Origin of the sequence: Streptomyces sp. NPDC050287, from assembly GCF_044459385.1 — a bacterium.
Taxonomy (GTDB): domain Bacteria; phylum Actinomycetota; class Actinomycetes; order Streptomycetales; family Streptomycetaceae; genus Streptomyces.
The window spans coordinates 572,313-597,214 of sequence record NZ_JBITIY010000002.1; the positions used below are offsets into that span (position 1 = coordinate 572,313).

General features: G+C 68.9%; 21 protein-coding genes. 11 read left to right on the forward strand and 10 right to left on the reverse strand.

Annotated features, from left to right (window positions below):
• Positions 1–329 precede the first annotated feature (329 nt).
• The gene (locus ACIBK3_RS07910; RefSeq protein ID WP_399362968.1) at positions 330–974 is read left to right on the forward strand and encodes a hypothetical protein; all 645 of its coding nucleotides are present in this window, start codon (positions 330–332) and stop codon (positions 972–974) included.
• Positions 975–1,088: 114 nt separating this feature from the next.
• Here the strand turns inward: ACIBK3_RS07910 and ACIBK3_RS07915 are convergent, their stop codons facing one another.
• The 3 genes from ACIBK3_RS07915 to ACIBK3_RS07925 all read right to left on the reverse strand — a co-directional run bounded on the left by ACIBK3_RS07915 (position 1,089) and on the right by ACIBK3_RS07925 (position 4,307).
• On the reverse strand, positions 1,089–2,375 hold the full coding sequence (locus ACIBK3_RS07915) for a glycosyltransferase (RefSeq protein ID WP_399362969.1): 1,287 nt from the start codon (positions 2,373–2,375) through the stop codon (positions 1,089–1,091).
• 223 nt (positions 2,376–2,598) lie between these two features.
• Positions 2,599–3,027, reverse strand: a complete 429-nt coding sequence (locus ACIBK3_RS07920; protein WP_399362971.1) for a hypothetical protein — start codon at positions 3,025–3,027, stop codon at positions 2,599–2,601.
• A gap of 68 nt (positions 3,028–3,095) precedes the next feature.
• Complete coding sequence (locus ACIBK3_RS07925; protein ID WP_399362973.1) at positions 3,096–4,307, reverse strand: pyridoxal phosphate-dependent aminotransferase; 1,212 nt, start codon at positions 4,305–4,307, stop codon at positions 3,096–3,098.
• 126 nt (positions 4,308–4,433) lie between these two features.
• Here ACIBK3_RS07925 and ACIBK3_RS07930 point away from each other — a divergent pair, with 126 nt between their 5' ends.
• Together ACIBK3_RS07930 and ACIBK3_RS07935 are read left to right on the forward strand one after the other, a co-directional pair.
• A complete protein-coding gene (locus tag ACIBK3_RS07930) occupies positions 4,434–5,117 on the forward strand; it encodes a hypothetical protein (RefSeq protein ID WP_399362975.1) in 684 nt (227 codons plus the stop codon).
• 122 nt (positions 5,118–5,239) lie between these two features.
• Positions 5,240–6,106, forward strand: a complete 867-nt coding sequence (locus ACIBK3_RS07935) for a serine protease (protein ID WP_399362977.1) — start codon at positions 5,240–5,242, stop codon at positions 6,104–6,106.
• A 21-nt stretch (positions 6,107–6,127) separates the two neighbouring features.
• On the opposite strand, the gene ACIBK3_RS07940 is transcribed toward ACIBK3_RS07935, so the two are convergent.
• The gene (locus ACIBK3_RS07940) at positions 6,128–7,750 is read right to left on the reverse strand and encodes an amidohydrolase family protein (RefSeq protein ID WP_399362979.1); all 1,623 of its coding nucleotides are present in this window, start codon (positions 7,748–7,750) and stop codon (positions 6,128–6,130) included.
• A 63-nt stretch (positions 7,751–7,813) separates the two neighbouring features.
• Positions 7,814–9,112, reverse strand: a complete 1,299-nt coding sequence (locus ACIBK3_RS07945; protein WP_399362981.1) for an amino acid deaminase — start codon at positions 9,110–9,112, stop codon at positions 7,814–7,816.
• A gap of 135 nt (positions 9,113–9,247) precedes the next feature.
• On the opposite strand from ACIBK3_RS07945, the gene ACIBK3_RS07950 reads away from it, so the two are divergent.
• The 6 genes from ACIBK3_RS07950 to ACIBK3_RS07975 all read left to right on the forward strand — a co-directional run bounded on the left by ACIBK3_RS07950 (position 9,248) and on the right by ACIBK3_RS07975 (position 15,404).
• Positions 9,248–10,336, forward strand: a complete 1,089-nt coding sequence (locus ACIBK3_RS07950) for a sugar kinase (protein ID WP_399362983.1) — start codon at positions 9,248–9,250, stop codon at positions 10,334–10,336.
• Entirely contained in the window at positions 10,333–11,097 is a 765-nt protein-coding gene (locus tag ACIBK3_RS07955) for an IclR family transcriptional regulator (protein ID WP_399362984.1), read from the forward strand. The genes ACIBK3_RS07950 and ACIBK3_RS07955 overlap by 4 nt, the downstream gene beginning before the upstream one ends.
• Positions 11,094–11,504, forward strand: a complete 411-nt coding sequence (locus ACIBK3_RS07960) for a RidA family protein (RefSeq protein WP_399362986.1) — start codon at positions 11,094–11,096, stop codon at positions 11,502–11,504. Before ACIBK3_RS07955 ends, ACIBK3_RS07960 begins: the two co-directional genes overlap by 4 nt.
• Positions 11,505–11,690: 186 nt before the next feature.
• A complete protein-coding gene (locus ACIBK3_RS07965) occupies positions 11,691–13,169 on the forward strand; it encodes a GntP family permease (RefSeq protein WP_399362988.1) in 1,479 nt (492 codons plus the stop codon).
• 103 nt (positions 13,170–13,272) lie between these two features.
• Complete coding sequence (locus ACIBK3_RS07970) at positions 13,273–13,902, forward strand: hypothetical protein (protein ID WP_399362990.1); 630 nt, start codon at positions 13,273–13,275, stop codon at positions 13,900–13,902.
• Between the two features lie 170 nt (positions 13,903–14,072).
• The gene (locus tag ACIBK3_RS07975) at positions 14,073–15,404 is read left to right on the forward strand and encodes an Nramp family divalent metal transporter (RefSeq protein ID WP_399362992.1); all 1,332 of its coding nucleotides are present in this window, start codon (positions 14,073–14,075) and stop codon (positions 15,402–15,404) included.
• A 25-nt stretch (positions 15,405–15,429) separates the two neighbouring features.
• Here the strand turns inward: ACIBK3_RS07975 and ACIBK3_RS07980 are convergent, their stop codons facing one another.
• The 5 genes from ACIBK3_RS07980 to ACIBK3_RS08000 all read right to left on the reverse strand — a co-directional run bounded on the left by ACIBK3_RS07980 (position 15,430) and on the right by ACIBK3_RS08000 (position 23,713).
• Entirely contained in the window at positions 15,430–15,621 is a 192-nt protein-coding gene (locus ACIBK3_RS07980; RefSeq protein ID WP_399362994.1) for a hypothetical protein, read from the reverse strand.
• Positions 15,622–15,632: 11 nt separating this feature from the next.
• Positions 15,633–16,475 (reverse strand): DUF5753 domain-containing protein, encoded by an 843-nt coding sequence (locus ACIBK3_RS07985; RefSeq protein ID WP_399362996.1) that lies wholly within the window; start codon positions 16,473–16,475, stop codon positions 15,633–15,635.
• 1,147 nt (positions 16,476–17,622) lie between these two features.
• Entirely contained in the window at positions 17,623–22,413 is a 4,791-nt protein-coding gene (locus ACIBK3_RS07990; RefSeq protein ID WP_399362998.1) for a putative T7SS-secreted protein, read from the reverse strand.
• Entirely contained in the window at positions 22,413–23,117 is a 705-nt protein-coding gene (locus tag ACIBK3_RS07995) for a hypothetical protein (protein WP_399363000.1), read from the reverse strand. The genes ACIBK3_RS07990 and ACIBK3_RS07995 overlap by 1 nt, the downstream gene beginning before the upstream one ends.
• Positions 23,114–23,713 carry a hypothetical protein gene (locus ACIBK3_RS08000; protein WP_399363002.1) on the reverse strand — a complete coding sequence of 200 codons (600 nt, stop codon included), beginning with the start codon at positions 23,711–23,713 and terminating at the stop codon, positions 23,114–23,116. Before ACIBK3_RS08000 ends, ACIBK3_RS07995 begins: the two co-directional genes overlap by 4 nt.
• Before the next feature lie 121 nt (positions 23,714–23,834).
• Between ACIBK3_RS08000 and ACIBK3_RS08005 the strand changes: the two genes are divergently transcribed.
• On the forward strand, positions 23,835–23,960 hold the full coding sequence (locus ACIBK3_RS08005) for a hypothetical protein (RefSeq protein WP_399363004.1): 126 nt from the start codon (positions 23,835–23,837) through the stop codon (positions 23,958–23,960).
• 172 nt (positions 23,961–24,132) lie between these two features.
• Positions 24,133–24,717 (forward strand): DinB family protein, encoded by a 585-nt coding sequence (locus ACIBK3_RS08010; RefSeq protein WP_399363974.1) that lies wholly within the window; start codon positions 24,133–24,135, stop codon positions 24,715–24,717.
• Positions 24,718–24,902 lie beyond the last annotated feature (185 nt).

A 24,902-nucleotide genomic window follows, 5' to 3' on the forward strand; every position in this document is an offset into this window, starting at 1 on the left:
GCCTTCGCCTGCTCTGGGCCTCGCGGTCGCTTCTGAAGCCAGGGCCGGGCATTCGGTCGATATCACCCTTTTGGCGGTGTGATGAACGGGCGCCAAAGGTATCGACGTCGCTTGGGTGATCTTTGTCCACGGAGACGGCGTTGCTCAGTCATTTTTTCATGAAAAGGGAAGAAGTGTCTCGTCTGTGTCCGTGGGGGATGAGGCACGCAAGCGAAGTGAAGCGCACTGGGCGCGCGCTTACGGTCTGATCCCTCCCAACCGTGAGGAAGGTTCTCTTGAACCGCAGAACGATCAGAATCTCGCGTCTGAGATCCGCCACGATGGTGTCGGTGGGTGCGGTAGCCGTGGCGCTCAGCGTCGTCCCGAGCACGGTGGCTGTCGCCGACGCGATGCAGGGTTCCGGCTCCGACCGCGCTGTGCCGCACCTGCGCCCGAACAACGCCCCCACCGGCGCCATCGCCGACGCGATCCGCAGGGCCGGCTCCGAGGGGCAGGCGGCAGTGCGTCCGGATCCCCAGGGCCCAGGGGGCAAGCAGGGCAAGCAGGGCAAGCCGGGCAAGCCGGGTCCGCAGGGTCCCCGTGGTCCGCGGGGTCCCCGGGGTCCTCAGGGTGCTCAGGGCGCACAGGGTGCTCAGGGTGCTCAGGGTGCTCAGGGCGCGCAGGGTGCTCAGGGCGCGCAAGGTGCTCAGGGCGCACAGGGCGCACAGGGCGCGCAAGGTGCTCAGGGCGCGCAGGGTGCCCAGGGCACGGTCGGCAGTTCCTACGTCATCACCTCCACCACCCCGGGAACCGCGACCGCCAACTGCCTGGCGACCGACGTCGCCACCGGCGGTGGAGCCCTGGCCGGGACCCCCATCACCGGGACCTTCCCGATCGGTGGTACGACAGTGACGCCTCCCACCGGGTGGCAGGCCGTCGGCACCGGCCAAGGCACCCCCGTCACCGCCTACGTGGTCTGCGCAGCTACCCCGTAACCCCTCCCTGAGCGGTGCCCCCGAGGCCTCGGCCCCGGGGGCCCGTTGCCGCTGAGGGCGTGTGCCGCCCCTGTACTGCCCAGGCAGGTTGACCAACCTGCCTGGGCAGTACACCTAGACCAGCAGCGGGCCGCCGCACCGTTCGGCGCCGTCCTTCACCGCGATGAGGTTGGCGGTCACGTACGAGATGTTCTTCTCGGAGTGCCACTCGGACGGGAAGTAGGTGGCAAGTCGCGAACTCTGGAACCGGGCCTCGAGATCGGGCACGACAGCGCGGTAGTGGTTGTCCGTGTAGTACCAGAACGAGTTCTCGTTGTAGTACGCGACGTGACTCGGGTCCTGGTACGCGCCCCGGCCGTCGGAGCTGGGTGTCACCGTGAGGAGCATGCCGCCGGGTGCCAGCAGCCGGTACAGCTCGTTGATCAGCGGCACCTTCGCGGGCACGTGCTCGAGGAAGTTCACGGCCCGCATCAGGCCGACGGAGTCGTCGGGCAGGTCCACCCTGCCGGGCAGGGTCGCGACGATGTCGACGCCCTCCGCCGGGTACTTGTCCACGCCCACGTAGCCGGGCGGCTTGCGGCGGGCCGCGCCGAGGTCCAGCGCGATCAGTCCTCTCCGGTAGGTCCAGGCGAGGGCGTTGGCCTCGATGTACTTGTCGTACAGGGCGACCGTCTCGCGCTGGATGTGCGCGTTGATCTCCGGGTCGCGCTGGGTGTTCGCCGGGTGCATCCGCTGGAGGTACAGACAGCGGGGGATGTGGTGGAAGTCGCCGATGTGGTACAGACGGCACATCAGGTCCTGGTCGTCCAGGACCGTGCGCGCCGCGTCGTACCCTCCGGCCTGCTCGTAGGCGTCCCTGCGGAACGCCCGCACGTGGTTGGGCGCGTACCAGATGTAGGCGACGTTGTGCGGGGTCGGGGCCATGGACCTGACCTGCAGCAGCTTGCGCCCGTCCACGCGCACGTCCTCGTAGTGCCAGCCGTGCTCCTCGTTGAAACGACTGTCGTCGCGCTTGCCGTCCTCCGCGATCTGCGCGGTGTTGCTGTAGACGAACACGGCGTCGGGATGCGCGTCGAAGGCCTTGCCGAGTTCCGCCAGGCACGCCTTCGCCAGCAGGTCGTCGTGGTCGAGTTCCACGAGGATCTCGCCGCGCGCCAGTTCACAGGCCCTGCGCTTCGCCGCTCCGACACCGACGATCTCGTCGGCGATCTCCACCCGGACCCTCTCGTCGGGCTGCTCCGGCCGCCACCGGGCGCCGTTGTTGAGCAGGACGATCCACTCCCAGTCCGGACAGGTCTGCGCCTGCAGGGTCGCCAGGCACTCATCGAGGAAACGGGGCCGGTGGCTGGGGGTGAAGACGGAGAACCTGGGTGTCGCGGTCGACGTCATCTGATGGGCCATGTCCGTCGACGTTACGAGGCCGTGCCGACGGTGCCGCCGCTTGGCGGGAACGTGGGGCGCGCAGTCCACCCGAATGTACGCAGGGAGATCTTCGGACAAACCCTGCCAGACGAGATCTGCCCAAATATGTCAATCCCTGACAATTACCGACGAACATGGCGCCCGGTCCGCGCGTCGCTGTGGGTGCACGCGGACCGGGGCCGCTCATGGGGACCCGAGAGGGTCAGCCGGTGGCGCTCAGTTCCCTCGGTTCGGACAGCGCGGCGGTGTGCGCGTCCATGCGCTCGGCGCTCAGGATCGCCGCCGCCGTGTCGGCGCGGGACGCGGCGACGACCAGCGCCCGTCCGGCCAGAGCGTGCGCCCGCAGGTGCAAGGCTGTGACCTGGGACACGCGCGGTCCGCCGGAGGTCGCCGCGCGGGCCGGCGTCCGGCCGCCCCGCAGGCGGGCGACCTGCCCGGCGAGCTGGTCGGCCGCGGTGTCCAGGTCGGCGGAGGGTGCCAGGGCCCGCAGCTCGTCCGTGACGGCGAGCAGTGCGGCGAGGTGGCCCGCGAGCTGGATGTCCAGCTCTTCCTCACGGGTCCGGTGCGGGAAGTCCGAGGCGGTGTCGGCCATCGCGCTGTGGACCGACTTGGTGCGGATCGGCTCGTACATGGGATGGCCTCCTGGAAACTGTCAGGAAGCCATCCTAGCTTAGAATTCGTCTAAAGTAGAAACCCTTGTCAGAGCTGGCCGTAGCCGTCGAGGAAGGTGCCGATCCGAGTGATCGCCGACCGCAGGTCGGCGACCGTGGGCAGGGTCACGACCCGGAAGTGGTCCGGTTCGGGCCAGTTGAAGCCGGTGCCCTGGACGACCATGATCTTCTCCTGGCGGAGCAGGTCCAGGACCATCTGCCGGTCGTCCTTGATCTTGAAGACCTGCGGGTCGAGGCGCGGGAAGAGATACAGCGCCCCCTTCGGCTTCACGCAGCTCACCCCCGGGATCCGGGTCAGCAGCTCGTACGCCACATCCCGCTGCTCCCGCAGCCGCCCGCCCGGCAGTACCAGGTCGTTGATGGTCTGCCGCCCGCTGAGCGCGGCGACGACCCCGTGCTGACCCGGCATGTTCGCGCACAGGCGCATGTTCGCCAGGATCGTCAGGCCCTCGATGTAGGAGTCGGCGTGTGCGCGCGGCCCGGAGATCGACATCCAGCCGACCCGGTAACCGGCGACCCGGTACGCCTTGGACATCCCGTTGAAGGTGAGGGTGAGCAGGTCGGGGGCGACCTTGGCGGTCGGGGTGTGCGTGGCGTCGTCGTACAGGATCTTGTCGTAGATCTCGTCCGAGCAGACCAGCAGGTTGTGCCGGCGGGCGATGTCGGTCAGGCCCCGCAGCATCGCCTCGTCGTATACCGCGCCGGTCGGGTTGTTCGGGTTGATGATGACGAGCGCCTTGGTGCGGTCCGTGACCTTGCGCTCCACGTCCGCGAGGTCGGGCATCCAGTCGGACTGCTCGTCGCACCGGTAGTGCACGGCGGTGCCGCCGGACAGGGACACGGCCGCCGTCCACAGCGGGTAGTCGGGTGCCGGTACGAGGACCTCGTCCCCGTCGTCCAGCAGCCCCTGCATCGCCATCACGATCAGCTCGGAGACGCCGTTGCCGATGAAGACGTGCTCGACGTCCGTCTCGATGCCGAGGGTCTGGTTGTGCATGACGACGGCGCGGCGCGCGGCGAGCAGGCCCTTGGCGTCGCCGTACCCGTGCGCCGACGACACGTTGCGGAGGATGTCCTCCAGGATCTCCGGCGGGCACTCGAAGCCGAACGCGGCCGGGTTGCCGGTGTTGAGCTTGAGGATGCGGTGCCCTGCCGCTTCCAGGCGCATCGCCTCCTCGAGAACCGGGCCCCGGATCTCGTAACAGACGTTGGCGAGCTTGGTCGACTGGATCACCTGCATGTCTGGGAGCTTACGGCCCGGTAACGCATCAGGGGTCGTGTTTTCCGCCACGTGAGACGCGGCGGTTTGGGTGGATATCGTCGACAGCTGTCCCATCGGCCCCTTCCGTCTCTAGAATTCGCCGCCATGGCGAGGCCACCGCAGTACGACAACGGCGCGAACGGCGCCCCCGACGCCACCCGGGAGAGTGACGAGTCCCCGGGGTGGCCGGACATTTACCTCCCGCAGGTCGAGTCGGCGCCCGTGTATGAGCAGTACGTCGACCCGGCGGCCGCGCACGGCTGGCAGAACGCCTATGACGAGACGCACGAGCTGCCCACCATCGCCGCCGGTGATCCGGCGCCGGTCCGGGGTTCCCACCGGGGACCGCGCCGGGCACGTCAGAAGCCGCCCGCCCGGCCGTCGCGCCGCGCCCTGGTCGCTGTCGGCGCGCTGGGTGTGTCGGCGGTGGCGCTGATCGCCGGGATCTCGTTCTCGGGGTCCTCGTCGGGCGGGAGCCAGGACAGGAAGGGCGGCGGCGTGCGAACTGCGCCGGACGAGCCCACGGACGGGACGGGCCCGGCCTCCTCGGCCGGCCCGACGGTTCCGTCCCATGTCCCACCCGCCCGGGCGACGGCGGGGACGGCGTCCGCCGGGACGAGCGCCACGCGGGGAGCCGCGGCGGGTGCGACAGAGCCCGGTGGTCCCTCGGTCCCGTCGTCCGCCCCCTCCACCTCACCGGCCGGTTCAGCCCCCGCCGCGACCGCCTCGGGCCCGGGCAACTCCGCAGGCAAGGGGCACGGGCACGGCAGCACGAAGGGTCCCAAGTAGCGGCCAGGCCGAAAACCACTCCTTGCCCCCGCACGCCCCTCCACTGACAATGCACATGACAAAAACGCCCGGTGGCCGGAAGATCTCCGGCCACCTTCGTCATACAGAGGGGACCCCCCCACATGAGAAAGCCTCTCGTCGCCGCGCTCTTCGCCCTGGTGATCGCCGGGACCGGCGCGGCACCGGCGGTCGCGGCGCCCGCGCCCGCCAAAGCCGTCGCCGCGCCCGCCAAAGCCGTCGCCGCGCCCGCGATCCAGGCGGTCACCTTCGCCGGCACCGTCTCGCTCAGCAACTGCTCCGGCTCGGTCGTCCGCTTCCCGGGCTCGCAGGACGACGACCCGGCGCTGGTGATGTCGAACGGGCACTGCCTGGAGACCGGCTTCCCCGCAGCCGGCGAGGTCGTCGTCGACCAGCCCTCCACCCGCACCTTCGGCCTGCTCAACTCCGCCGGCACTCGGCTCGGCACGCTGCGCGCCAGCAAGATCGCGTACGCGACGATGACCGACACGGACGTCTCGCTGTACCAGCTCACCACCACGTACGCGCAGATCAAGAGCTCGTACGGCATCACCGCGCTCACCCTGAACGACACCCACCCGACCGCCGGCACCGCGATCACGGTGGTCTCCGGCTACTGGAAGCGGACGTACGCCTGCAACGTCGACGGCTTCGCCTACCGCCTCAAGGAAGGCGAGTGGACCTGGAAGGACTCGGTCCGCTACACCTCCGCCTGCCAGACCATCGGCGGCACCTCGGGCTCGCCCGTCGTCGACAACGCCACCGGCAAGGTCGTCGCCGTCAACAACACCGGCAACGAGGACGGCGGCCGCTGCACCGACAACAACCCCTGCGAGGTCGACGCCAACGGCACCATCACCGTCCGCGAGGGCATCAACTACGCCCAGGAGACCTACCAGATCCCGGCCTGCTTCGGCCTCGACAACAAGCTCGACCTGAGCAGGAGCGGCTGCACCCTGCCCAAGCCGTAGCCCGTCGACGACCCCTGGGCCCTACGGAGTCCTCCGCACCGCCCGTCCCGCCAGTACGTCCGTCCGGCGGCCGTCCTCGATCACGAAACGGCCGTCGACCAGGACGTACGGGATGCCCGTCGGGAGCACCCGCGGGTTCTCGAAGCTCGACCCCGCCGCCACCGTGGCCGGGTCGAACAGCACCAGGTCCGCCCGGTACCCCTCGCGGACCAGCCCGCGGTCCGGCAGCCGCAGCCGGGCCGCCGGGCGGGCGGTGAGGTGGGCGACGCACTCCTCCAGGGAGAGCACGCCCAACTCCCGTACGTACCGGCCGAGGTACCGCGGGAACGTGCCGTATGCCCGCGGGTGCGGTTTGCCGCCCTGGAGGATGCCGTCCGAGCCGCCGGTGTGCACGCGGTGCCGCATGATCGCCCGGACGTTCTCCTCGTGCCCGACGTGCTGGAGGATCGTCGTCCCGAGCCGGTCGTCGAGGAGGAGCCGGCGGGCGGTGACCCAGGGCGCCTCGCCTCGCAGGTCGGCGGATTCCCGGACGGTACGGCCGACGAAATCCGCGAGCCCCGGATCCGTCACACCGGAGATCTCGATCGTGTCCCACTCCACGGGCACCCCGTGGCAGCCGTCCGCGCCGACGACCTCCAGGTGGTGCCGGATGCGCCCCGCGGTCGCGTCGTCCGCCAGCCGCCGCAGGATCGACTCCGGGCCGCCCTCGCTCGCCCAGCTCGGCAGCAGCGCCACGAGCGTGGTGGAGCCGGGGGTGTAGGGGTACGTGTCCAGGCTGATGTCGGCACCGGCGGCGAGCGCGTCGTCCAGGAGGGACAGCAGCTCGGGCGCCCGCCCCTTGTTCACGCCGAAGTTCATGGTGGCGTGGGCGAGATGGAGGGGGCAGCCGGCCTCCCGGGTGAGGGCCACCATCTCCTCGTAGGCCTGCAGCGCGCCGGCCCCGTACGAGCGGTGATGCGGGCAGTAGTAGCCGCCGTACTCCGCCACCACCCGGCACAGCTCGGTGAGTTCGGCGTCCTTGGCGTACATGCCGGGGGTGTAGGTGAGGCCCGAGGACATGCCGACGGCGCCCTGCTCCATGCCCTGAGCGACCAACTGCCGCATCCGGTCCAGCTCCTGGGGCGTCGCCTCGCGGTCCTCCCAGCCGACGGCGAGCGCGCGGACCGTGCCCTGCGGGACGAGGTAGGCGGCGTTCACGGCGATGCCCCGGCCGTCGAAACCGGAGTCCAGCCGGTCGAGGTACTCGCCGACCGACCGCCAGTCGAAGTCGATGTCGTCGCCGTCGCCGTTCCACCCGGTGATGGCCCGGCGGACCTCGTCCCGGGTCCGGTCGTCGACCGGGGCGTACGACAGTCCGTCCTGGCCGAGGACCTCCAGCGTGACGCCCTGCGCGGCCTTGGCGCTGTGGTCGGGGTCGCGGAGCAGGGCGAGGTCGCTGTGCGCGTGCATGTCGATGAAGCCGGGGGACAGGACGAGCCCCTCGGCGTCCAGTTCCCGGCGGGCCTTGGGCCGCTGGCAGCCGGCCGCCGCGGCCTCCTGGACGATTCCCACTATCCGGCCGCCGTCGACGACCACGTCGGCGCGGTACGACGGACCGCCGGAGCCGTCCACGACGTCCGCGTCCCGGATGACGAGCTCTTCCATGCCCGAACCCCTCAGAAGAACGTACGGATGTACCCGACTAGAAGAACGTGCGGATCTACCGGACTAGAAGAACGTACGGATGTAGTCGACGACCGTCCCGTCCGCCTCGGCGACCGGGATCAGCTGCCACTTGTCGAACGACGTGCACGGGTGGGACAGACCGAGGCCGACCCAGTCGCCGACCTCCAGATCGGCCTCCGGGCCGGTCCGCAGCCAGGCGTGCTGGTCGGAGAGCGCGGTGACCTCGATGCCGGTCGCCGGGCGTTCGGTGCCGTCTCGCCGGACGACCTGGGCGAAGGGCAGATCGAGGTCGTACGCCGCGTCCCGCTTGCCCGCGTTCAGGAACGCCTGCTCGGCGGACGGCCGGGACACCACCTGCGTCCACAGCCGGAACGCCGGCTCCAGCGCGCCCTCCTCGGGGACCCGGTTGAACGGGGTGATCTTGCGGTAGTGGCCGTCGTCGTGCGAGACGTAGGCGCCGGAGCGCAGCAGCTTCAGGACGGGCGAGGACAGTTCGGGGATCTCGGCGAAGACGTCGGCGACCGCGTCGAACCAGGCGCTGCCGCCCGCGCTGACGACGATCTCGTCCGTGTGCGCGAACCGTCCCGCCTTGTCGAAGTCGACGGCGAGCGCGACCAGCCGCCGCAGCCAGGCGTGCACGCGCTCCGGGTCGGCCCGCGGGACCTCGCCCTCGTAACCGGCGACGCCGACGAGCCGCAGCGTCCGAGTTCCGGCCACCGCGTCCGCGACCGTCGCGCACTCCGCCTCCGTACGGACGCCGGTTCGGGCGCCCTCGCCGGCGGCGAGCTCCACCACGACGTCGAGCGGGCGGCGGGCTCCGCGCAGGGCCGCGTCCATCAGCTCGACCCCGCGTACGGAGTCGACGTAACAGACGAGACGGAAGTCGTCGTCGGCGTCCAGCTGGGCCGAGATCCAGCGCAGGGCGGCCGGGTCGACGAGTTCGTTCGCGAGGAAGACCCGCTGGACGCCGAAGGCGCGGGCCACCCGCACCTGGTGCGGCACCGCGAGGGTGATGCCCCACGCCCCGTGCTCGATCTGCCGCTGGAACAGCTGCGGGGCCATGGACGTCTTGCCGTGCGGGGCGAAGACGAGGCCGTGGCGGGCCGCGTACGTCTCCATGAGCCGCAGGTTGTGCTCCAGGCGCTCGGCGGAGAGGGCCAGGACGGGGGTGGCGAAGCCGTCGGTGAAGAGGTTGCGGCGCCGGCCGGTCAGCTCGCCGACGGTCAGGCCGTCGGCGTCCGGGGGGAGGCCCTTGAAGCGGTGGTCGACGCGTTCCTCAGCGAGACGGGCGAGGGCTTCGGAGGGGTCGTCGAAGGCTTCGGAGGGGCTTTCGGCTGTCATGGAGCCTCCCTGTTTCCAGTGCGTTGCATTCTGTGCAACCAGCGTTGCGTATATCGCTCAGCGCTGTCTAACATCTCGGCCAACGCCGGGTCAACGGAGCCCGTCACCCGCACCAGCCGAGGAGCTACGACCATCGTGACCGTCACGGGACCCCGCAACGCCCCCGACGTCGTGGACGTCGTCGCGCTCGGCGAGTCCATGGTCACGTTCCTGCCCTCCCGTCCGGGCCGCCTCGCCGATGTTCCCTCCTTCGACCGGGGGATCGGCGGCGCGGAGTCGAACGTGGCATGCGCTCTGGCAGCCGCCGGGCACTCGGCGCGGTGGGTGAGCCGGGTGGGGACGGACGGTTTCGGCGACCACCTCGTCGAGACGATCGGGGCCTATGGCGTCGACGTCAGCGCCGTGCGCCGGGACCCGGCGCGTCCGACGGGCGTGTACTTCCGTACGGCGGGGGACCGCGCCGGCGACGACCACGAGGTGGCCTACTACCGGGCGGGGTCGGCGGCGTCGGCCATGGGCGTGGGGACCGTCGACCTGGAGGCCCTGCGGGCGGCCCGGGTGCTGCACCTGTCCGGCATCACGGCGGCCCTGTCCGCCGACTGCCTCGGTCTGCTGCGTGAGCTGACGGCCCCCCGGGCCGGCCGCCCGCTGGTCTCCTTCGACGTCAACCACCGCCCCGGCCTGTGGCAGGACGCCGACGGGTCACGGGTGCTGCTGGAGCTGGCCCGCGGGGCGGACATCGTGTTCGTCGGCGAGGACGAGGCCGCACAGGCGTGGGGCGTCACGGGCGGACCCGAGGCCGTTCGCGAGGCCTTGCCGGAGCCGGCCGTACTGGTGGTGAAGGAGGGGGCGAGGGGAGCGACGGCGTTCTCCCGCCCCGCGCCCGCCCCGGTCACCTCCGTCCCCGCCCTTGACGTGGACGTGGTCACCTTTGTCCCCGCCGTTGACGTGGACGTGGTCGCGACGATCGGCGCGGGCGACGCCTTCGCCGCCGGGTTCCTCTCCGCCACCCTGCGCGGACTGACCGTGCGCGACCGCCTCCGCCACGGTCACCTCATGGCCGCCGCCGCCCTCACCGTCCCCGGCGACCTCGCCCCGCCCCCCGCCCGTGACCACGCCGACCGGCTCGTCGCCCTGGACGACGACGCGTGGGGGACACTTCGACTCGGCCCCGGCTGGACACAGGCCGCACAGCGGGCCGAGGAGGAGGTACGTACGCCATGAGCCAGACCGTCGACCGCGCCCTGAGCATCCTGCCGCTGCTCGCGGAGGGCCCCGCCGACCTGGGGCAGGTCGCCGAGCGCCTCGGCGTCCACAAGTCCACCGCGCTGCGTCTCCTCCGCACCCTGCACGAGCACGGCATGGTCTACCGCCAGTCCGACCAGCGCTACCGCCTCGGCGCCCGCCTGATCGCCCTCGCCCAGGAGGCGATGGAGAACCTCGACATCCGCGAGATCGCCCACCCGCACCTCGCAGGCCTCAACGAACAGTGCGGCCACACCGTCCACCTCGCCGTCTACGAGGAGGAAGAGGTGCTGTACATCGACAAGGTGGAGAGCCGCTACCCGGTGCGGATGTACTCGCGGATCGGCAAACCCGTCGCCATCACGGTCGCCGCCGTGGCGAAGCTGCTGCTCGCCGACCGCCCGGAAGCCGAGCGCCGCGTCCTCGCGGAGAAGCTCGACTACCCCATGTACACGGCCCGTTCGACGCCCAACGCCGCCGCCTTCCTGCGCGAACTGGAGAAGGTCCGCGAACAGGGCTGGGCCACCGACCTCGGTGGCCACGAGGAGTCCATCAACTGCGTCGCGGCACCCATCCGCGGCGCCGACGGCCGGGTGGTCGCCGCGATGTCGGTCTCCGCGCCGAACGTCGTCGTCACCGCCGACGAACTCCTCACCCTGCTCCCGCTGGTGCGCCGTACGGCGGACGCCATCAGTGGCGAGTACTCCGGCAGGACACCCGTCAAGGAAGTCACCTCATGACCGAGAAGACAGCGCTCACCCCGACGACCCACACCACGCCGCCGGCGAAGTTCTCGCACGGCGTGAAGAAAGGCAACATCCTCCAGGTCGCCGGACAGGTCGGCTTCCTGCCCGCCGAGCAGGGCAAGCCGCCCACGCCGGCCGGCCCGACCCTGCGCGAGCAGACCCTCCAGACCCTCGCCAACGTCAAGGCGATCCTGGAGGAGGGCGGCGCGAGCTGGGACGACGTGATGATGGTCCGCGTCTATCTGACGGACGTGGACCACTTCGCCGAAATGAACCAGATCTACAACACGTACTTCGAGGAGCAGGCCCTCACCGCGCCTCCGGCCGCCCGTACGACGGTCTACGTCGGCCTCCCCGCCGGGCTCCTCATCGAGATCGACGCGCTCGCCGTCCTGGGCTGAACCGGCTGACGGCCGCCTCTCGGCTCCCTCGAGTTCCCTCGAGTTCCCTCGAGTTCCCTCGAGTTCCCTCAATTCTCTCGACTCCCGCACGACGTACCCGGCACGGCACCTCTCGAAGTGCCGTGCCGCGATCCCCCCTGCCCGAAAGCTTCATGTACTTACCGAACTTACGCAGAGGACCCCCCAATGTCCCTTCCGTTCGCGGCCGCACCGACCCCCGAAGCCCCACCCCACACCGGCGGTCTGCTCCTCCTCGTCGACGGCACGGCCGGTCTCCTGACCGTCGCCGCCCTCGGCATAGCGCTCCTGCTGTTCCTCATCATCAAGGCGAGACTCCAGCCGTTCGTCGCGCTGCTCGCGGTCTCCATAGCCGTCGGCCTGCTGGCCGGACTGTCGGTCACCGAACTCTTCGGCACGGTCCAGCGCTCGGACGCCGTGTCCACCATCGAGACCGGCATGGGCGGCATCCTCGGCCATGTCGCGATCATCATCGGCCTGGGCACGATGCTCGGCGCCATCCTCGAAGTCAGCGGCGGCGCCGAGGTGCTGGCGTCCCGGCTGCTCAACCTCTTCGGCGAGAAGCGCGCCCCGCTCGCGATGGGCATGACCGGCCTCATCTTCGGCATACCGGTCTTCTTCGACGTCGGCATCTTCGTCCTGGCGCCCATCGTGTACGCCGCCGCCAAGCGCTCGGGCAAGTCGATCCTGCTCTACTGCCTGCCCCTGCTCGCCGGTCTGTCGATGACCCACGCATTCCTGCCCCCGCACCCCGGCCCGGTGGCCGCCGCCGGCCTCCTGCACGTGGACCTGGGCTGGGTCATCCTCATGGGCATCATCTGCGGCATCCCCGCCGTGCTGGCCGCCTGGGCCTACTCGGCGTGGATCGGCCGCCGCATCTTCGTCGCCGTACCGCAGGACATGGTCGAGGCGGCGGAGGAGGCCAAGCTGGCGGTGGTCAGCGAGCAGCGGGCGCAGGGTGTCGAGCCGCGTGAGCAGCCGGTGCCGCTGGGCACGGTCCTCGGCATCATCGGTACGCCGCTGATCCTGATCCTCGCGGCCACCTTCTCCTCGATCGCCCTGGACCCCTCCACGGGCCGCTCGGTGATCGAGTTCTTCGGCCACCCCTTCGTCGCCCTCACCATCGCCCTGCTCCTCGCCTACTACCTGCTCGGCATCCGCCGCGGCTGGTCCCGCAAGTCCCTGGAGACGGTGTCCACGGCCTCCCTCAAGCCGGTCGGCAACATCATCCTCGTCGTCGGCGCGGGCGGGGTCTTCGGCGCGGTCCTCAAGGCCAGCGGGGTCGCCCAGGCGCTCTCCGACACCTTCAACGACGTCGGACTGCCGGTGATCGTGCTGTCGTACCTGCTCTCCCTCGTGCTGCGGGTCGCGCAGGGCTCGGCGACGGTCGCGATCGTCACGACGGCCGGCATCGTCGCCCCGCTGCTGGCCGAGGGCCACCACTCCCAGGCCTTCGTCGCGCTGGTCATCATGGCCATCTCGGCGGGCTCCATCTTCGCCTCGCACGTCAACGACGGCGGCTTCTGGATGGTGGCCAAGTACTTCGGCATCAGCGAACGCGACACCCTCAAGACGTGGACCGTCCTGGAGTCGGTGCTGTCGGTGGCGGGGTTCGTGATGGCGGGGGTGTTGAGCGTGTTCGTGTAGCCCCATGTGGTCGTGCGGCCCCGTGTAGGCGTCATGTAGGCGTCTGATAACAAAGTTGGGGTCGGCTGTGTGCGCCACAGGATCGTCGACCATACTGCCCGCTGTGGAGCAGCGCATAGGTTCGAGCAGCCAGCCCCTGAAGAGCGAGCCAGTGAAGGGCGCCGGATTCGACCCGGCATTCATCCCCGGGCTCACCGCACCCGTGTCCGGACCCGCGTCCGGCGAACCGGCGGACGCCGAGCCGGAGGAGACGGCCGTCTCGGAGGAGACGGCCGCTTCGGAGGAGGAACCCCCCGCGGAGGAGACCGCAGCGGAGGAGCCCGCCCCGGCCCCGGAAGCCTCCGAGCCCGCGGAGGCCTCCGGGGAGACGGACTCCGAGCTCGCGGAGGCCCCCGACGGCCCCGTCTTCGAGGCGTCCGACCGCCGCGCGAAGATCGTCGCCGACCACCGGGGCGTCCGACTCGCCCTGGACGACCAGGCGTGCGAGTTCCGCTGGGACGAGATCGGTGCCGTGGAGACGGAGGTCCCCCGTTTCGGCAAGCGGCTCACCATCACGGTGCACACCCCCGAGCGCCGCTGGTACCCGATCGAGATCGAGGCCAAGTCCAGAAGCGTCTTCGACGAGTGGGACGCACAGCTGGACGCGGTCCTGGACGCCTACTTCGATGACGGCGACGAGACCGGCGACCAGGACGGCGAGGAACCAGCGGCGGCCGAGGCCGACGAATCGTAGGTGCGGGACCGCTGACCGCAGTACTGGCTCTGCGCGGGCGAGGGCATGTGCAGGTCAAGAGTGGATAAAGCCACGGTCGCGTGAACTGTTCGTAGTAGACAGCAGTTCGGGAAGGCCGGCGGCGGCACGCCCTCTTGTGCCCTCACCCGCTTTACGCTTTCTTGATCCGCATGGCGGACACCACGGACAACTCAGCGACAGGGGCAACCACCAGCTCAGCACCCTCAGGACCTTCAGCACCCCGGAAATCCAGTTGGAAGTACATCGGCCCCGGCATCGTCGTCGCCGCGACCGGCGTCGGCGCCGGCGACCTCGTCGCCACCCTCATCGCGGGCAGCAACTTCGGCTACACCCTCCTGTGGGCCGCCATCATCGGCTGCCTGGTCAAGATCTCCCTCGCCGAGGCGGCGGGCCGCTGGCACCTGTCCACCGGCCGCACCCTCTTCGACGGCTGGGCGAGCCTGGGCCGCTGGACGACATGGTTCTTCGTCGCGTACGTCGTGATCTGGGGCTTCGTCTACGGCGCGGCGGCGATGTCGTCCAGCGCACTCCCGCTCCAGGCGCTGTTCCCTGACGTGATGGACCTCAAGTGGTGGGCCATCGCGTGCGGACTGGTCGGCCTGGTCTTCGTCTGGTTCAACAAGTACGAGGTCTTCGAGAAGGTCATGACGGTCCTGGTGGGCGTCATGTTCGTCGTCACGGTCTACCTGGCGATCCGGGTCACGCCGCACCTCGGCGACGCCTTCGCGGGCCTCCTCCCCGTCCTCCCCGACGAGAAGGACTCCGTCCTCAACACCCTCGGCCTGATCGGCGGCGTCGGCGGCACGATCACGCTCGCCGCGTACGGCTACTGGGTCAACGCGAAGGGCTGGACGAACACCGGCTGGATGAAGGTCATGCGCCTCGACAACCGGGTCGCGTACGCCACGACCGGCATCTTCGTGGTCGCGATGCTCTTCGTGGGCGCGGAACTCCTCCACACCGCGAACGTGGAGATCGCGAGCGGCGACAAGGGCCTGGTCCAGCTGAGCGACATCCTGGAGGACAAGTACGGCACGGCGACGGCCAAGTTCTTCCTCATCGGCTTCTTCGCCACGTCCTTCACCTCCCTCATCGGCGTCTGGCACGGCGTCAGCCTGATGTTCGCGGACTTCGTGGCGCGCTACCGGACGCGCGGCGAGGTGAAGGGCGACGAGGTGGCGTCGGGCGCACGCGAACGGTCCTGGCCCTTCCGCGCGTACCTCCTCTGGCTGACGTTCCCCCCGATCGTCCTCCTCTTCCAAGGCCAGCCCTTCCGCCTGGTCATCCTCTACGGCGTCCTCGGCGCCGCCTTCCTCCCCTTCCTCGCCGGCACGCTGATCTGGCTCCTCAACACCTCCCGCACGCCACGCGAATGGCGCAACGGCCTCCTGAGCAACGCGATGCTGACGATCGCGGGCCTGCTGTTCCTGGTCCTGTGCGTCAAGCAGATCTGGGACCAGCCTTGGGGGGAGTTCTTCTGAGCCACCCCGTCCGACCGGTCGGCGTTCAGAGGAGGTGATCGGCCTTGCCGGCCTTGATGTCGAGGATCATCGTGCGGAGCGCTTCCCGGGAGTCGGTGAGGTAGGTGTCCTCGGCACCGGCTATGGCGATGTAGGCGTTGCCTTGGGGGTCGGTGCCGAGGCGGAAGCAGCTCGCTCCCTCGCCGCAGAAGGGGTCTTCCCACGTGATGTCGTCCATCGGGCTGCTCCTCAAAGGCTGTTGGCGATGCCCTGGATGAAGTCGCGTGAGTCCTCGGGCGACAGTGCGATGCGCTCCATCCAGTCCAAGTGGGCGCGGTACTTGGCCAACTGCGCCTGCTCGCCCAGAAATTCCGGCCCATGCGAGTTGTCGACCTGGGCGGTGTCGAGCTGGGGAACGGGACCGTCCAGATAGTTGACCGTTTGTCCCGCACCGGGAAACGTACCGGCTGCGAAGGGAACGACCACCAGACGCACCGCGGGCCGTTCGGACACGGTCAGCAGGTGTTCGAGCTGAGCGCGAGCCACCTTGGGCCCGCCGAACTGCATGCGCAGCGCGGCCTCGTGTACGACGCCGACGTACTCGGGCGGATTCTCCCCCTCCAGAACCTGCTGCCGCTCCGCACGGAACGCCAGCCGCAGGGCGACCTCGTGCTCGGGCAGCGGAGGCAGCACGGCCCGGAAGAGTTCGAGCGCGTGATCGCTGGTCTGGAACAAGCCCGGGATGTGCGCGGTGTGGGCCGTCCGCATGCGCACGGCGTGCGACTCCAACTCGGCGATGTCCAGCAGCCCAGGAGCGAGTGCACCTCGGTAACGCTCCCACCAGCCACGTCCGTTGGAGCGGGCCATGCTCACCAGGGCCTCAACGAGGACTACGCCATCAAGATCGCGAGGGACTGGAACGTCAAGCACGATGGCGCCGGCTTCGTCACCCGTTTCGAAGTCGAGTCGGAGTTCTTGAGCCGGTACCCGGTCCAGCAAGCAGGCGGGCAGACGATCCTTGAGCTGTGGGTTCCTGCTGAAGAGCTCGACGAGTTCAATGCCCACATCGTCGGCGAGATACAGGTGGTGCACGAGTTCCGCCGAACTGACGGGGCTCCGCAAGGGGAAGAAGTGCTGAGGGCGACGGAAGTTGAACGGGTACGGACCGCCATCAAGGCGGCCACCTCCCGGAGTCGAGGGGCCTCCCACGCCGACTGCCGTGCGTCCCCACCAGTTCATTCACGCAGGGACCAACGACCCAGAACACCTACCGCTTGGGATCAATCCATCCAGTCCGCCGATGGATCAGGGTCCGTAGTCCTCGATCAAACGGCTGACGAGCCGGTACAGGATGTCCACGCGGCGGCGGCCCTCGCGCTGTTCCCGCAAGGTTGCTCGACAGCCCGAAGTCTGCGCCAGGCTTCCAGTTCCCCCCTACCAGCGCCCCAGCAGCTCTTCCACCATCCTGGCCAGTTCGCCGAGCCACGCCGCTCCGGGCTCTCCTTCGCGCTCAATGGTGCTCTGCGCGAACGCCTCTGGTATCTCGATCACCCGGGCACCCTACGCGCCGGCCTGACGCCGCCACCAAGCCCGAGCCAGCCACTACCGCCGCCAGGCAGCCCTCCGACCATGAAGATCACGATCTACAGCTGGAGTGCTAGACGAATTGTAATGGCTGCCCTCATTGAATGATTCCTACCCCGTCGCCCTCGAGGCTTCTACCCCTTGCGATTTCTTCAATGTTTCCTGCACGGTCTCGAATTTGAACGATCCCGCCACTTAGGCTTCCCCCAGGATGCGGTGAGAAAAAAGATCCACCAGACCGGGTTAATGAAATTCAGCCAGTTCTTTCGGTTCTTCAAATGACGGGCCCAATAGGCGTCCTGCTCCTCCACGGTGCCAATTCTGCTCGCTGGGGCGTAGTCGAAAATTGGAACGAGGTCGCGTACAGTCGGCGGGCGCCACATGCGAAGGACGTAGACCATCCAGGCGCCATGTGAAGCTGACAAACCTGACGGCCTGACGTCGACTCGAGACCCGTTGCAACAAATCACGATTCCTCTCGGGAGTACGTCGGCCCTCATAAATCGCAATGCCTCAAATACATCATCACCGGTTGACGTTGATTCGATGCCATCAGGCGATTCGAGGCGAAGGTGCCAAGGTCCGTCACCGTCGACCCGTACCTTCCACTCGACGCGCCGGCCGTCCACTTGCACGCAAATCGGAAACTCTTCGCTCATTCGATATATCCCGGATTCTCGACAATTTCCCCCGTGCGCATTCCATAGCGCCATCGTTCTGCACGGACAATGTTACCCGGGTCGATGCCCCTGAATATAATCTCTCGCTCTGATGGGAAACCGGTGCCTTTAATGAATGATCGAATGGCGCCGCCGAGTGCTCTGTTGACATCGACGCCGTACCCGTTGCCGCGGATTTCGTACACCCAAGTGCCACGGCCCCTGGCTGACATAGGGAAATTTCCTGCTTGGCTTGCGCTCTTACTTGTCCCTACCCAGTTGGAAGGGGTGTCGTGGAGGGCATACTTTCCGATGTCTTCGTTGGTTCCCTTCGGTGAAAAGCCATTCTGGAACACTTCTTCAGGAGGGCGGCTATCCCCTCGGTACACCACCCGGGGCTCGATCACCGCCCTCCGAGGGACATTGAAGTCGTCCGCGACACCTTGACGGCAGGGCGCAAGCCCTTCAGGGTCGATGGCTTCCAGCGGGTTATCTACGTAGGCGGCGGGGTTGGGGGCCGGGGCGAGTCCGAGGGGGTCAGGGCTGAGGTAACGGGCGGTTTCGGGGTCGTAGTGCCGGAAGTAGTTGTAGTGGAGGCCCGTTTCGGGGTCGTAGTACTGGCCCGGGAAGCGTAGGGGCGTATAGGTGGTGCTGTTGGCCGACCATGCCGTGGTCCCCCACAAGGTGCTGCGGGTTCGCCAGGCTATTTCGCCCTGCTCGTCGACGAGTTCGCTGGGGGTTCCGACCAAGTCGGTGACGATGGCGAAGAAGCGGGAGTCGATCTCTTCCTGCGGAGCGCCGGCGGCCGTGATGCGTTCGGTCTGGGCGATCGGGCGTAGGCCCTGGTGGTCCCAGGTGAGGGTGACCGGGTTGGGCAGGGACGGGGATGTTGTCGTCTGTTCGCAGAGTGTGGTGCCGTCCCAGGTGAAGATCACCTTCTCGGTGACCGTTTCGCCGTCCTGCGCCAAGCGGAGTTTCGCTGTGCGGCGGCCCAGCGGGTCGTAGGTGTAGCGCCAGCGGGTGCCATCCGGGGTGGTCACCTGCGTGAGGCGGTCCTCGGCGTCCCATTCGTAGCGCCAGGTGTCCGGCTTGCGTGACAGGCGGGTTTTCTGGCGCAGGGTGATGCGGCCGAGGGCGTCGTGTTCGTACCGGACGTTGCCCGCGCGGGTTATTCGGGTGCCCTCGTACTCGCGCGCTCCGGTCGCCTCCCCACCGGGGTGACCCGACGGCCAGGACGCCCGGGTTTGGTTGCCCGCAGCGTCGTAGGCGTACGTCTCCGTCCAGTTCGCCGCGTGCACCGCCGTCACCCTGCCTGCCGAGTCAAGGTCGAAGCGGCGGGAGCCGGACAGTTGGTCGTCGATGCCGGTCAGGCTGCCGTCGGCGCGGTAGGTGTACATGCGGGACTGGACCGTGCGACCAGTAGCGCCTGTCACCTGCTGCGTAGTCAGGCGGCCGAGTTCGTCGAAGCTGTGCTCCAGGGTGACCGTCTCGCCGATGCGGCGGGCCAGTTCACGGCCGGCCACGTCGTAGGTGAAGTCGATGGGCCGACCGGAGGCCGTCATGCCGGTGCGGCGGCCTGCCGCGTCGTACGACCAGGTCGTCGTCGCTCCCGTCGGGGTGCGACGGCCCGTCCGGCGGCCCCACTCGTCGTGGGTGTACGTCAGCTCGCGGCCGTCGACCGTCTCCGAACGCACTCTGCCGAAGCGGTCCCGCAGCAGGGTCAGGGTCGTCCCGTCCGGGCCGGTCGCCTGGGCGAGCTGGTCGGTCATGTCGTACGCGTACGTAATGGCTTGGCCGGCCGCGTCCTTGCGGAGCACCTGGCCCAGCTCGTTGCGCTCGAAGGACACCGACTCGCCGAGGGCGTTGGAGCGGGAGGTCAGACGGTCCGCCGCGTCGTAGGTGTAGGTGAGCGTGCGGTCGTCGAAGTCTGTCTCCGTGGTCAGGCGTCCGGCCGCGTCGTAGTCGTAAGTCCACGTCAAGCCCTGCGGGTTGGTGACCTTCGTCAGCCGCAGTTCCATGTCGTGGTCGAACTCGTAGCGCACCCCGTCCGGGCCCGTGCGGGACGTCAGCAGGTCGAAGTGTGTGTACTCGAAGTACGTGACTCCGCCCAGAGGGTCGGTGTGGCGGGTGCAATTGCCCTCGCCGTCGTACGTCCAGGATTCGGTCGTACCGTCCGGTGCCGTACGGCGGGACAGCCGGCCCTCGACCGTCCACTCCAGGCGGGTCATCGCGCCGGTCGGGTCCGTGATGGTGACCGGGCGGCCGAAGGCGTCGCGTTCGTAGTGGGTGGTCGCGCCGAGGGTGTCCGTGATCTCCAGGGGGAGGCCGGCGCGGTCGCACACGATCGTTGTCGTGTGGCCGAGCGGGTCTGTCACCGAGGTCAGGTGGCCCGCGTCGTTGTAGGCGAACCGGGTCGTCTGGCCTGCGGGGGCGGTCAGCGACGTGCGGTTGCCGCGGTCGTCGTACGTCTGGCGGACGACCGTGCCGTCCGGGTTCACCACCTTCACCGGCAGGCCGAGGTCGTTGTACTCGGCTCTCGCCTCGCGGCCGTCGGGGCGGGTCAGGGTGAGGAGGTTGCCGGCCTCGTCGTAGCGGAACGTCGTGGTGTGCCCCAGGGGGTCCGTCCGGGACAGCAGGCGGTTGTAGCGGTCGCGTTGGTAGCGGGTGACCGCACCGAGTGGGTCGATGTCGGCGACCACCTGGCAGGCGTCGTTGACGAGGAAGCGGCGGGTGTGGCCCTCGCCGGTCGTGGTCGTGGTGACCTGCAGGCCGGTTTCTGGGTCAGTGCCGTCGTAGGTGAGGCGGAGAACCATGTGACCCGCAGTGCCGCCCTCGGCTACACAGCGGTCCAGGGTGTCGTACTCGTACGTGTAGGTGCGGTTGTTGGTGTCCGTCCACGAGGTGACGCGGCCCGCTTCGTCGTACGTGAAGCGGACAGGCAGGCCCGAGGAGTCGATGACCTCGGTCAGGCTGCCGTCCGTGTAGCGGTAGCGCTTCAGCTCCGTGCCGTCTGGTGTCGCCAGATGGAGCGCCGCGACCCGGCCTGACTCTGTGGTGATCCGGACGTGCTGTCCAGCGCTGGACACGAGGGCGAGCGGGGTCCCCTCGGCGTCGTATTCGAAGGTGATCCAGTTGCCGTTGCGGTCGTCGATCTGTTCGAGGACCGCCAGGTCGTCGGCGCGGTCCGCGAAGTGCCGCACGCGGTGCGTGAGCGGCTCGGTGATGGTGTAGCCGCCGTCCTCGCGCTCCAGCGGCCAGCGTGGACCGTGAATGGGCAGCGTGGGGAGGCCGGGCGCCGGGTGTGGATAGGCGAGGACCAATCCGTCCTCGGTGACGAAGACGACGCCTTCGGAGTCGATTTCGAGACGCTGGTCGAGCGTCGACGACCAGGACGGGCCGAACCAGCGCCCCAGGTGGTAACCGGACTCAACCCGTCTCTTGAGGACGAGGGGCAGGGCTCCGGGCAGCGTGACGTCCGTCTGCGGCAGGTACATCTTGCCCGTGGCGAAGTCGATCGGGTCCGAGCCCTTGCTCTCGACGGAATCCGGCTCGCGGGATGTCCTTGCGGGGCCGTCGGACACCGTCTCCCGGCCCGAGTGCTTGGCCGAGTCCTCAGCAGTGTCCTTCGCCGTCCGGCGAGCCCCGGCCTCGGCCGCCTCCGCCAGCCCTTCCTTGACCCCCGCCTTCAGTCCGCCCCGCGCCAGCCCCAGCCCCTTACCGCCCACCAGCTCAGGGATCAACCGGCCGACGCCCTCCGCCGGGTCCTTCTTGAAGCCCTCCCACGCCGACTTCAGTACGCGCTCGGGGTGCGTGCCGGTCGAGACCAGGCCCGAAAGGGTCATGCTGACGTTCTGGAGGTACTGGGCCGGGTGGGTGAGGTTGTAGCCGTCGACCGGGTTGAGGCCGCGGACGAAGTTCACCGTGCCGGCCACGCCCTTGACCGCACCGCCCACGACGTGGGTGAGTTCGGTGCTGACGGTCATGAGCCCGTCTTTGAGGTTCGAGCCCACCTGGTCGAGGAGCGGCGGTTCGGCGGGGGCATGGGCGAGGGCGGCGCGGACGGAGGCGGCCGCGGTGCGGCCGGCGTCGTTGCGCTGGCGGCGGGCCTCGGTGAGTTTCTCCTGGGCGCGCTTGATGTCGGCGGTGCCGGGATCGCTGAAGGGTTCGGGGCGCGGGCCGGGGTCCTGGTTCGCCTTGATCTTGGCGTTGTAGGCGTCGACGCGTTTGTTGTACGAGTCTGCCGCCTGCTCGGACGCCTTCTTGCCCTTCTCGTACAGTTCGATGGCCTCGCGGGCCTGCTCCTGCGCCCAGACGACCGTGTCCGCGAAGTCCTCCAGCGCCTTGCCCGCCTTGTCGCAGGCGTCCGCCGCGTGCAGCCACTTGGGGGGATGCATGGCGAACTTCTCGCGGAAGGTGTCGGCGGCCTCGCCCTTCCAGTGCGAGGAGTCGAGCTTGCGCATGCCCTCGCCGACCGTGTCGAAGGCCTTGCGGAAGTCCTTCAGGTGGGAGGCGGAGGACCGGATGGCCGACGGACTGCCATTGACCAGCTGGACGGGTAGATCGGTCTCGCCGAGCTGCATCTCGCCGGGGGTGGCACCGAGGTCGGAGGCGAGGCTGTCGCCGACGTACTCGACCACGTTGGCCGCGTCGTGGGCACCTACATAGTCCAGGCCGTCCCCGAGGACGTCCGTGCCCTTGTCGATGCCCTCGCCGAGGAGTTTCTTGCCCGCGTCGAGGCCGTCGCCGAGCTTGCTCAAGCCGGAGTTGACCAGCCCGTCGAACCCCATCAGCCGGTCTCTCCTTCTTGCTGAGGCTGAGGCTGTGGCTGTTGCTGGGCGGCGGCTTGGGCGCGTTCCTCGGCGGAGGGTCCGAAGGCCGCGTCCATCGCGGCCTCGTACTGCTCGTCACTCGCGCCGGTGGCCTGCTGCATGTTCAGCGGACCGGGGATCGGGCCGGTCATCGTCTGCGAGGTCATGAGGTCCCGGCCGGCGTCCTTCCAGCCCTGTTTGCTGTTCGCCCAGGCCTCGTCGAAGGACTCCTCGCTGTAGTCCGGGTTCTTGAGGGAGTCGAGTCCGCTGCCGGCGATCTGGCCCCATCCCAGCTGCGAGGCTTCGTCCTCAGAGGCGTACGGGTTGCCGATCAGGGAGTTCGCGCCGACCTTCAGGAACCCGTCGACGTACTGGTCGGTCTCGTACAGCGTTCCTGCGGCAAGACCCACGTTCCGCGCGAAGAGGTTGCCCTCCTCCACGAGCGCGCGCACGCCCCACTCCCAGCGTTCGCAGAACGACGTGAAGGCCGACTTCAGCTCGTCGTTCCCCAAGTCGAGTCCTGAGAGAGCCAGTTCCGAGAAGCCACGCCCTTGTCCCGCGAAACTGTCGGCGCCGAGTTCCTTCAACTCGGCGAGCGCCAGGTTGATGCCCTTCGCTATGGAGTCCAGGCCCGACGCCTGGATGTCCTTGCCGCCGCCTCCGCCGCTATCGGTACCGCTCACCGCGGCTCCTCCCCGTGGGCTGTCTCCCCGTCAGCCGACTTCCCGTCCGCCGACTCCGCGTCCACGGCCGCCGCATCCGGCACGATCCCCACGACCGGCGGGAACAGCACGCCGTCGCCCTCGCTCCCGACGTCCAGCGCCACCCCGCACGGGACGCCCATCGCCGGTACACCGGCATCCAACAGCCGGGCCCCCAACACCCGCTGATACGCCCACTCCCGCGAACCTTCACCCCTCGCGATCGCGAACCGAGCCAGCGCCGACTCGTCCGAAAAGGCGTAGATCCAGCGAACGCCGTTGTAGTCACCGACCAACGGGTCTTCGTTGTCGGCAAGGGGGACGAGTACGGGCGTACGGCGGAACTCGCCGAGGAGAGTGGCGAATTCACGACGGGCGCGGGCGATGTCGTCTGCGGTGCCCGGAGAGGGGAGCGCAGCGGTCAGGGGCACGGAAGGCCCCAACAGGGTGTCGGGCGACGGAGGTTCACCGCTGTTCTGCGGAGTCTGCCCTGGCGCATGGTCCGGGTCGGCCATCTCCAGGTAGTCGTACAGCCGGGACCTGGGTATCTCCGGGCCCTCGCCCCCTCCTTCAGCCATGCCCGGGATCATCACATCTGTATATTGTCGAACGCAACGCGAAACACCGGCCGTGGCGGGAACTGGCTGTCGGGTGCAGGGCGGCAGGTCTCACCTGGTGGATCCGAAGTCAGGGTGGAACGTGTTCGAGTTCGAGGGTGAAGTCATCAAGAGGGTCCACATCTACGTAAACCCGGACTTCGCCGGCACGCACGCCGAAGGTGTGGCTTGGGGTAAGTCGGTGCAGGACAGCATCGCCGGCCTGTAGTCATCAGCCCGCACCGTGGTGTCGCCTGAGATGTTGTCTCACGTGGCAAGTTTCGCGAGCTTCTTGCAGCAGGTCAGGGTGGCGGCCATGGCCAGGCCTCGGCTCTGCCGGTCGTTGCGGACCACGTACGGGATCTTGAGACCACGAGCAGCCCATGGCAGGCTCACGCCGCATGATCGATGAATTCGCGAAAGACAACCTGCACGGGAGACTGCGGCGGGACCGCGAGGCGCTGCTCTGGAAACTCGACGGCTTGTCCGAATACGACGCCCGCCGACCTCTGACAGCGACCGGGACCAACCTCCTCGGCCTGGTCAAACACGTGGCCACCGTCGAGGCCAGGTACTTCGGCGAGGTCTTCGACCGCCCTTCCCCGGAACCGCTGCCCCGGTGGCAGGACTCCGACGGCAGCGATCTGTGGGCGACCGAGGACGAGACCCGCGATCAGATCATCGGGTTCTACCGGCGCACGTGGGAACACTCGGACGCGACGATCAACGAGCTTTCCCTCGACGCCCCCGGCCACGTGCCGTGGTGGCCGGAGCCTTATGCCGACACCAACCTGTTCGCCATCATGGTCCATGTCCTCGGCGAGTCGATCCGGCATGCCGGGCACGCCGATATCCTGCGCGAGGGCCTCGACGGCCGGACCGGGTTGCGCGCCGAACACGAGAAGCAGATCGACGCGGAAGCCCGTGCAGCCTACTGCGCGAAGATCGAGCAGGCCGCCAGGTCGGCCGCACCAATGAAGGCTTAGTTCTCACTGGTGCGGGGGCCGCGTGGCGACGAGGTCGCAGTCCTCCATCCTGGCGCCTCGGCGCCCAGCCGCGGAGTGGCGGAACGCCGGACACCAAGCGCCGGACGCAAAGCGGCGACGCCGAACGAAATCCGCAGAACCACCCCGCCAGACGACTGCACGGCAGACTGCCGCCCACGACCAGC